Source organism: Cognatazoarcus halotolerans (assembly GCF_009800965.1).
In the GTDB taxonomy this organism is placed as follows: Bacteria; Pseudomonadota; Gammaproteobacteria; order Burkholderiales; family Rhodocyclaceae; genus Cognatazoarcus; species Cognatazoarcus halotolerans.
Map to the genome: position 1 here is coordinate 1 of NZ_WUAF01000054.1, position 690 is coordinate 690.

General features: G+C 62.3%; 1 protein-coding gene. It reads left to right on the plus strand.

Annotated elements, in window-relative coordinates:
• Window positions 1-203 precede the first annotated feature (203 nt).
• On the plus strand, window positions 204-690 hold a 487-nt coding region (locus tag GQB03_RS22625; RefSeq protein ID WP_159694059.1), incomplete at its 3' end, for an IclR family transcriptional regulator.

Sequence of the window (690 nt, forward strand, 5' to 3'; positions counted from 1 at the left end):
GCCCGACGGGCACGGAACGGTTGGCTTGCTCGCTCATGGCGTGTGTCTCCTGTAAGGGTTGTTTCTCATAAACCGGTACGGAATGTTCCGGCAAGTGAGATTGGAGGCAACTGTAGGGGGAGAATGAACGAGAGTCAACGGGAAAATACAAAAAACGATACGACTTGTACCGAAAACAGAAATTGCACTAAGATGGAGTCACCATGAACGAAGCGATACATCTGAGCCGAGAAGCGGCCCGCATTGACGGGGACACACCGACGCTGCGCCTGTTTGCGCTGCTCGAAGTGATTGCCTGCAAGGACCAGCTGTTCTCGCTGCAGAGCCTTGTGGAAGAGACGGGGCTGCCCAAGCCGACGCTGCACCGGATGCTGCAGCAGCTCGAGAGCGCGGGGATGCTGCAGCGGGACGCGGACGGCCGCCACTACAGCACCGGTGTGCGGCTGCGGCGCATGGCGGAGAACCTGCTGCTGAACAACACGGTGCATGGCGCGCGCCACGCGGTGCTGCGTCAGCTGGTCGAGGAAGTGGGGGAGAGCTGCAACATCACGGCGCTCTCGGGTAGCGAGGTGCTGTACCTGGACCGGGTGGAGACGCCGGCGCCGCTGCGCTTTTACCTGCACCCGGGCTCGCGGGTGCCGGCGCACTGCTCGGCCAGCGGCAAGCTGTTCCTTGGGCAGATGAGCCCGA